General features: G+C 67.5%; 8 protein-coding genes and 2 pseudogenes. 5 read left to right on the top strand and 5 right to left on the bottom strand.

Annotation, left to right across the window (positions count from 1 at the left end; all coding sequences use genetic code 11):
- Nucleotides 1-157: 157 nt before the first annotated feature.
- The 3 genes from F1643_RS19540 (at nucleotide 158) to F1643_RS19530 (ending at nucleotide 1,787) form a co-directional block, all read left to right on the top strand.
- Nucleotides 158-493, top strand: a complete 336-nt coding sequence (locus F1643_RS19540; protein ID WP_014247927.1) for a hypothetical protein — start codon at nucleotides 158-160, stop codon at nucleotides 491-493.
- Nucleotides 494-633: 140 nt separating this feature from the next.
- Nucleotides 634-945, top strand: coding sequence for a hypothetical protein (locus F1643_RS19535; protein ID WP_194914916.1), 312 nt, complete (start codon nucleotides 634-636; stop codon nucleotides 943-945).
- Complete coding sequence (locus F1643_RS19530) at nucleotides 942-1,787, top strand: class I SAM-dependent methyltransferase (protein WP_194914915.1); 846 nt, start codon at nucleotides 942-944, stop codon at nucleotides 1,785-1,787. The genes F1643_RS19535 and F1643_RS19530 overlap by 4 nt, the downstream gene beginning before the upstream one ends.
- Before the next feature lie 80 nt (nucleotides 1,788-1,867).
- On the opposite strand, the gene F1643_RS19525 is transcribed toward F1643_RS19530, so the two are convergent.
- Nucleotides 1,868-2,110, bottom strand: a complete 243-nt coding sequence (locus F1643_RS19525) for an Lrp/AsnC ligand binding domain-containing protein (RefSeq protein ID WP_194914913.1) — start codon at nucleotides 2,108-2,110, stop codon at nucleotides 1,868-1,870.
- 4 nt (nucleotides 2,111-2,114) lie between these two features.
- A pseudogene (locus F1643_RS19520) lies at nucleotides 2,115-3,726 on the bottom strand (DEAD/DEAH box helicase).
- Between the two features lie 257 nt (nucleotides 3,727-3,983).
- Between F1643_RS19520 and F1643_RS19515 the strand changes: the two are divergent.
- Together F1643_RS19515 and F1643_RS19510 are read left to right on the top strand one after the other, a co-directional pair.
- Nucleotides 3,984-4,524: pseudogene (locus F1643_RS19515) on the top strand (isochorismatase family protein).
- Nucleotides 4,525-4,545: 21 nt separating this feature from the next.
- Nucleotides 4,546-5,265, top strand: a complete 720-nt coding sequence (locus F1643_RS19510) for an alpha/beta fold hydrolase (protein ID WP_194914912.1) — start codon at nucleotides 4,546-4,548, stop codon at nucleotides 5,263-5,265.
- Between the two features lie 16 nt (nucleotides 5,266-5,281).
- Here F1643_RS19510 and F1643_RS24045 read toward each other — a convergent pair whose 3' ends face one another.
- The 3 genes from F1643_RS24045 to F1643_RS19500 form a co-directional block, all read right to left on the bottom strand.
- A complete protein-coding gene (locus tag F1643_RS24045) occupies nucleotides 5,282-5,548 on the bottom strand; it encodes a hypothetical protein (RefSeq protein ID WP_255543069.1) in 267 nt (88 codons plus the stop codon).
- Nucleotides 5,512-5,835, bottom strand: coding sequence for a hypothetical protein (locus F1643_RS24040; RefSeq protein WP_255543068.1), 324 nt, complete (start codon nucleotides 5,833-5,835; stop codon nucleotides 5,512-5,514). The genes F1643_RS24045 and F1643_RS24040 overlap by 37 nt, the downstream gene beginning before the upstream one ends.
- An 89-nt stretch (nucleotides 5,836-5,924) precedes the next feature.
- Complete coding sequence (locus tag F1643_RS19500; protein ID WP_255543067.1) at nucleotides 5,925-6,731, bottom strand: hypothetical protein; 807 nt, start codon at nucleotides 6,729-6,731, stop codon at nucleotides 5,925-5,927.
- Nucleotides 6,732-6,891: the final 160 nt, after the last annotated feature.

Raw genomic sequence — 6,891 nt, 5'->3', positions numbered from 1 at the left:
CGCGCTTGGTTAACACTTTGGTTATAAAGTGACGATTACCCTCGGGGAACGACGGATTTCGCAGGTGCTGGCGTCTTGGACAAGGACGCCATCCCGCGTCACCCGCCAGCGTCTCACCCGCAACGTTTCATCCGAACGTTTCCCGAGGACCTGCCCGATGCCCATGGCCGCCGACGTCGACACCATCGAACGCACCTCCATCGTCGCCTACACGCTGCTGAACGAACTTCATGAAGTCCTGGCCCTGCCCAAGGCTCCGGACGACGTCACGCTGGGCATTCTGATGGGCATGGCCATGTTCCTCGACGACAAGGTCGGCCCGATGCGCGCCAAGCGTCTGATGAGCGAGGCGCCGTCCATCGTGCTGAAGACGGACGCTCACGTCACGGCCGACCAGACCCAGCGCATCATGCCGGTCCTACGCGCCTTCGGCGATCACCTGAAGGAACTGCGCATGAAGGCCGAGCGTCCGGTGAGCGGCACCGTCGGCTGACCTCCCGCCGTCCACCAAACGGACCCTCGACCAAATGAACCCGGCGCCTGAAACTGCGCCGGGTTTTCGACGTTTGCGTGCCGGTAACGGATTGTCAGGCAGCTTGACCAATTGATGAAATGGGCGGAAGCTTGCCGCCCATGGACTGGTTCACCGGGATCGGCATCGTCGCGATTGCGGCCGGCGTCACCATCAGCCTTGTCGTGCTGGTGGCCGTCGGGTCGATTCGCCGCAGCCTGAACGAGGCGTCGGTACGCCAGTCCCAGCAAATCCGCAGGCTGACGGAGACGGTGGCGACCCTGTCTGCGCAGCATCAGGCGGCGCAGACCCGCATCCAGCAACTGACCGACGCCAACCGCAAGATGTCCGACGAGCTGACGGCTCTCGGCGAGCGGCTGAGCGATGCCGACACGGTCCAGCGCGTGTCCGGCACGGCGAGGCTTCTTCATTGACCGCGACACTGCTTTCCGACTCCGCCAGTCCCGACGCCGCCCGCGAGCGCGACCGCTGGGCCGCCAGCGCCGACGCCTGGGACCGCTGGGCCGACCCGATGGCCGATCTGGCCGACAAGCTGAACCGCCCGCTGCTGGACGCCGCCGGACTGGCGGAGGGCGAACGGCTGCTCGACCTTGCGTCCGGTGCGGGAGAGCCGGCGCTGAGTGCCGCGCGTCGGGTTGGGCCGGACGGGCTGGTGGTCGGCAGCGATCTCGTGCCCGGCATGATGGCCGGCGCGGTGCGCCGTGCCCGTGACGTCGATGGAGCGGCGCCCGCCTTCACCGCGGCGGACATGACCGCCCTGCCCTTCGCCGATGCCGCCTTCGACCGCGTGACCTGCCGCTTCGGGATCATGTTCGTGCCGGCGGTGGAAGCCGCGCTGCGTGAAGTCCGTCGTGTGCTGCGCCCTGGTGGAAGGGCCGCCTTCATGGTGTGGGGACCGCGCGCCGGCAACGGCCTGTTCGCCGAGATCGGCGATGTCGTGGCCGCCCATCTGGGCGAGGATGGCAGCCTGGACCCGCTTTTCCGCTTTGCCGAGCCCGGACTGCTCGCCGACGCTATGCGTTCCGCGGGATTCGATCAGAGCGCAGAGACCGACCTGACGCCGGTCCGCAAGGCACCGGCCGGCCAGCCCTTCTGGCGCGCCGCCCTGGACATGAGCTTCGGCCACCGGCTGGGCGGCCTTGACGCAGCACGGCGCGGCGCGCTGGAGGCGGACATCGCACGGCGGTTCGACGCGCAGGCGGTGGACGGGATCGTGCCGGTACCGTCGCATGCGCGGATCGTGGTGGGCTGGTAAGGCCGGCCGCTGCCGATCCTCTCCGAAAAACAGAAAGGCCGGGCAAATGCCCGGCCTTTCCAATTTCAAGCCACTTGTACTCAGGCGAAGGCCTTGTACGCGATCAGGGTGAAGGTGTCGCGCACCCCCGGCAGGGTCTGAACATGCTCGGTCACGAAGCGGCCGATGTCGTCGTCCTGCTTCAGATAGCACTTCATCAGCAGGTCATATTGGCCGGAGATGGAATGCACCTCCGATACCTGCTCGATCACCTGCACGGCCTGATCGGCGACCCCATAGGCCTTACCGAGATCGCATTTGACCATGACGAAGATGGTCTGCACGGGCTCAGCCCTCCTGCGACTGTTCGGTCGAGGTTTCGGCGGACGGACGCGGACGGGCGGAGCGCAGCATGAAGGCCGGCATGTGGTCACCGAAACCGATCACCGGCACGTCATCGTCGTCGTCGTCACGGCGGCGGCGGCGGTCACGGTCACGGTCCCGGTCGCGGCGCGGGTCGTTGTTGCGGCGTGCTTCGGCCGCGGCCAGCGATTCGCGGGGCTGACGCTCCTCGCGAACCGGACGGTCGTCGCGGCTGGACCGCTCTTCACGAACGGGCCGCTCCTCACGGACGGGCCGTTCCTCGCGAACCGGCCGTTCCTCACGGGCGGCACGCTCTTCGCGGGGCGGCCGATCCTCACGGACGGCGCGCTCATCACGCGGGGCGCGCTCTTCGCGACCGCCGCGGGGCGGACGGGCTTCCGACTTGGCAGCACGGCCGCCACGACCACGGCCACGACCGCGGGAACTGCTGTCTTCCTCGCCGAACTCGGCCGTCTCCAGGCCGTCGATGGCGATCATGGGGATCTCCCGCTTGATGAGGCGCGCGATGGCGCCGACCAGTTTCGTGTCGTCGGGCGTGGCCAGCATGAAGGCACGGCCCTGCTTGCCCGCGCGGCCGGTACGGCCGATGCGATGGACATAGTCGTCCGGGGTCAGCGGCACGTCGAAATTGAAGACGTGGCTGAGGCCCTGCACATCGATGCCGCGGGCGGCGACGTCGGAGCAGACCAGCAGGGTGATCTCGCCCTGCTTGAAGCGCTCCAGCGTCTCGGTCCGCTTGGACTGCACCATGTCGCCATGCAGCGCGCCGACATTGAAGCCGTGACGTTCCAGCGACTTCTGCAGCACGGCGATGTCGCGCTTGCGATTGCAGAAGATGAAGGCGTTCTTGACGTCCTCGGTCTGCAGCAGATGGCGCAGCGCCTTGCGCTTGTCCATCTCGTGCACCAGGACCATCGCCTGCGTCACCGTTTCCGCCGGGGAGGCGGGCGGCGCGACGCTGATCTCCATCGGATCGCTGAGGAAGGCATCGGCCAGACGGCGGATTTCCGGCGGCATGGTCGCCGAGAAGAACAGGGTCTGCCGGTTCTTCGGCAGCTTGCTGACGATGCGCTCGATATCGGGGATGAAGCCCATGTCGAGCATGCGGTCGGCCTCGTCGATGACGAAGACCTTGATGTCGTTCAGCATGATGTTGCCGCGCTCGAACAGGTCGATCAGACGACCCGGAGTCGCGATCAGCACATCCACGCCGCGGTCGAGCTTCTTCACCTGCTCGGTGAAGGTCTCGCCGCCGATCAGCAGCGCCATGCTGAGCTTGTGGTGCTTGCCATAGGTCTCGAAGCTTTCCGACACCTGGGCGGCCAGCTCGCGCGTCGGCTCCAGGATCAGAGACCGCGGCATCCGCGCCCGGGCACGGCCCGACGCCAGGATGTCGATCATGGGCAAGGTGAAGCTCGCCGTCTTTCCGGTGCCCGTCTGCGCGCAGCCCAGCACGTCGCGGCGTTGCAGGGACACAGGGAATTGCCTGTTCCTGAATGGGCGTCGGTTGGGTGTAACCCTTGTCCTCGATGGCGCGCAGGACGTCAGGGCCAAGCCCAAGTTCCGAAAAAAGCATCCAACCTGTTTCTGTTCTGGAGTGCGCAAATCGAGCGGTCATCGCTCGACGCCTGGATGAGGCCGAAGAATAGGTAGACAAAGCGCCATGTCAATAGATCCGATGTTCCGAAGCCGAAAATAGGCGCGAAAACACGCCGCGTTGGCGAAATCGATCCCCTGCGCTAGGCTGTCCCATGGCGGTGCCGCGAGTCGCGGCCATTGCCGGCGCCCTGGATAAGGGCGCCAAGCCCCAAATGGAACGGTCGAGTGCATTTGATGATTCTTCGTGCCCAGGAATCGGTGCTGGTGGTGGTCGACGTCCAGGAACGCCTGCTGCCGGCCATCCACGAATCCGACCGCGTCATCCGGCATGCCGGGATGCTGTTGAAAGCTGCGGCCGCCCTGTCCGTGCCGGTGCTGGTGACCGAGCAATATCCCCCGCGGCCTTGGGCCGACGGTGGAGGCGGTGCGCGCCGACCTGCCGCCCGGCACCCCGGTGATCGAGAAGATCACCTTCGGCTGCACCGGCGAACCGGCCTTCAACGCCGCGGTGGAGGAACTGAAGCGTCCGCAGATCGTGCTGTGCGGGACGGAGGCGCATGTCTGCGTGATGCAAACGGCGCTGGGGCTGCGCCAGCAGGGCCATGCGGTCTATCTCGTCGCGGATGCGGTGTCCTCGCGCACCCCGCCAACCACGCCGCCGCGCTGGAGCGGATGCGCGCCGCCGGCGTCACCATCGTCACCACCGAGATGGTGCTGTTCGAGTGGATGGAACGGGCCGGCACGCCGGTCTTCAAGGTCGTCAGCGCCCTGGTGAAGTGAGCGCAGGAGAATCCCGATGTCGAACAGCCCCCCGCCCGACCGCCCTGCCCTGATCCTGCTGCCCGGCATGCCGCTGGATGCGGCGCTGTGGGACCATCAGGTCCGCCACCTCGCCGACATCGCCGACCCGCTGGTGGTCGAACTGGCGGAGTGCGAATCCATCACCGCCATGGCCGACAGGGTGCTGGCGACGGCGCCCGACCGGTTCGCCGTCGCCGGCCTGTCGATGGGCGGCTATGTCGCCCTGGAGATCCTGCGCCGCTCGCCGGAGCGGGTGGACAGGCTGGCACTGCTCGACACCAACGCCCGCCCCGACACGGCGGAGGCGACCGCCACCCGACGCGAGGCGGTGGCGCTCGCCCGCCAGGGCCGATACGGGCAGGTGATCCGCGCCGCCCTGCCCCGCCTGATCCACCCCGACCGCATGGCCGACGAAGCCTTTGTCCGGTCGGTGCTGGCCCAGATGGAGCGGGTGGGCGTCGACGGCTATGCCCGCGAGCAGGAGGCGATCATCAACCGTCCGGACAGCCGGCCCGGCCTCGCCGCCATCCGCTGCCCCACACTGGTGGTCTGCGGGCGCCAGGACGTGCTGACCCCGCCGGCCCTGCACGAGGAAATGGCGGACGCCATCCCCGGCGCGAGGCTGGTGCTGATCGAGGATTGCGGGCACCTGTCGGCGATGGAGCAACCGCAAGCGGTGACCGCCCTGATGCGCGACTGGCTGCTGCGGGACTGACGGCCCACGACTGCCGTCAGCAGTCGATGGCGCCGCAGAACAGGTCGGCCCGCCGGCTGGGGAACAGGGTGAAGGTCATGTCGCTGATCAGGCTGCGGAAATCGGGATCGTCCGGCCCCTGCGGCCGGTCGAGCCATCCGGTGGCCGAGGTCAGCGCCCCGCCGGAGCGGCAGAACGCACCCTGCACCACGATGGGTCCACCCGGCGGCGACGTCGGAATCGGCCCGTCCGTGCAAAGCGACGAGTTCAGCATGTTCTCCGCGACGTTGAAGGCCAGAACCACCTTGTAATCCCGCCGTGCCGTCTCGTTCGGGTGGTGGTGAGGTTGGTCTTCACCCCGGACACGCGGTTCTGCATGTGGGGCAGGACCTTTTCGGCGAAGCGCTCCGGCGGCAGGCCGAAGGGATCGCCATGCAGGACCACTCGCAGGTCGCGGTTCCCCGCCGCATAGGAGACCTCGCTGCGCGTGTAGGCCGGAGCCGGTTCACTCGCCACCACCCTCTCGTTGGAGCAGGCGGCGAGGACCGAGGCACCCAGCAGAAGGGCGGCGAGCGGCGGGAGCATGCGCATGATCGGATCGTCCGTTGGTATCGCTGGGCGGGATATGGGGAGCAGTTGCCGGATGGGCGAGTGCTTCCCTGCCCCATGGACCGGATCCGTTACATGTCCCTCAGCCATTTGTCCGCGGCAGACGCGATCAGGGCCGGATAGTCGGGACGCTCCGGCCCGATCAGGGGAAGGTCGAACTCCGCGACGATGCGTGCCACCGTCGCGTCGGTCAATTCCACCCCCAGCATCCGGGCGCGGCGGGCGATTGCCAGTTCCTGGCCCCAGACATAGACTCGCCGTGCCCCGGTGTTGCGCGCCATGACCCGGGACTGCTCCATCCGCTCGTCGCCGTTGATCGGCAACCAGATGTCGGTCATCAGCGTGTCGGCCGGTTCCTGGGTTCTGAATTCCAGCGCATCGGCATTGACGAGGACGATCTTCGCCACGGCCTCGGCCGGAAGCTGGTCGAACAGGCCGATGCGCCGGTTGACCTCGATCACGTCAGGGTCGAGTTCCACCACGGTGACCCGCGTCACGTCCGGCCGCAGCGCCGCATTCACCGCCGCCCAGCCCATGCCCATTCCCATCACCACCGTATGGCCGGTGGCGGCGCGGACGCCGATCTCCTGGCTCTCGATCTCCATCGGCGTCATCGACATCCAGCAGCGGGGGTCGCCATCCGCCTCGCGCCGGAACAGGGCAGCGGTGCCGGTCGTCATCAGCGCCGGGCTCCAATAGCCGGAGCTCACCAGCATCGGCGCCACCCGCAACTGCCAGCGCCCGACCTCGCAAGGCTGGTAGCGCGGCACGAACAGGTCGGTGGTGAAGGGGGTGAGCGACGACAGCGCCTCGGCAACCATCTCCGGCGGGATGGCGTCAGCCGGGATGTGCGCTCCAGGGAAGGCTAAGGGGTGCATGCGTCTCCTGCGGGGTCGGAAGACGTTGCGGGTAAATTCCCGGAACATCTGTGCTCCAGATGATAGACCAGGCTAAGTCCTCCCCAAAACAGAGAAAACTCTTGTGGTTTTTCCACCCCGACCCCGGCCGAGACCGGGCCTCTCATCGCCTTGCCCTCGG

Source organism: Azospirillum sp. INR13, assembly GCF_015390205.1.
GTDB lineage: Bacteria > Pseudomonadota > Alphaproteobacteria > Azospirillales > Azospirillaceae > Azospirillum.
The sequence above is the reverse complement of the archived record's forward strand: the minus strand, read 5'-3'. Positions and strand labels throughout refer to the sequence as shown.

Bases quoted from the DNA above. Each gene is read 5' to 3' on its own strand.
- F1643_RS19535 (WP_194914916.1), top strand. From the start codon at position 634: ATGGACTGGTTCACCGGGATCGGCATCGTCGCGATTGCGGCCGGCGTC.
- F1643_RS19540 (WP_014247927.1), top strand. From the start codon at position 158: ATGCCCATGGCCGCCGACGTCGACACCATCGAACGCACCTCCATCGTC.
- F1643_RS19510 (WP_194914912.1), top strand. From the start codon at position 4,546: ATGTCGAACAGCCCCCCGCCCGACCGCCCTGCCCTGATCCTGCTGCCC.
- F1643_RS19500 (WP_255543067.1), bottom strand. From the start codon at position 6,731: ATGCACCCCTTAGCCTTCCCTGGAGCGCACATCCCGGCTGACGCCATC.
- F1643_RS24040 (WP_255543068.1), bottom strand. From the start codon at position 5,835: ATGCGCATGCTCCCGCCGCTCGCCGCCCTTCTGCTGGGTGCCTCGGTC.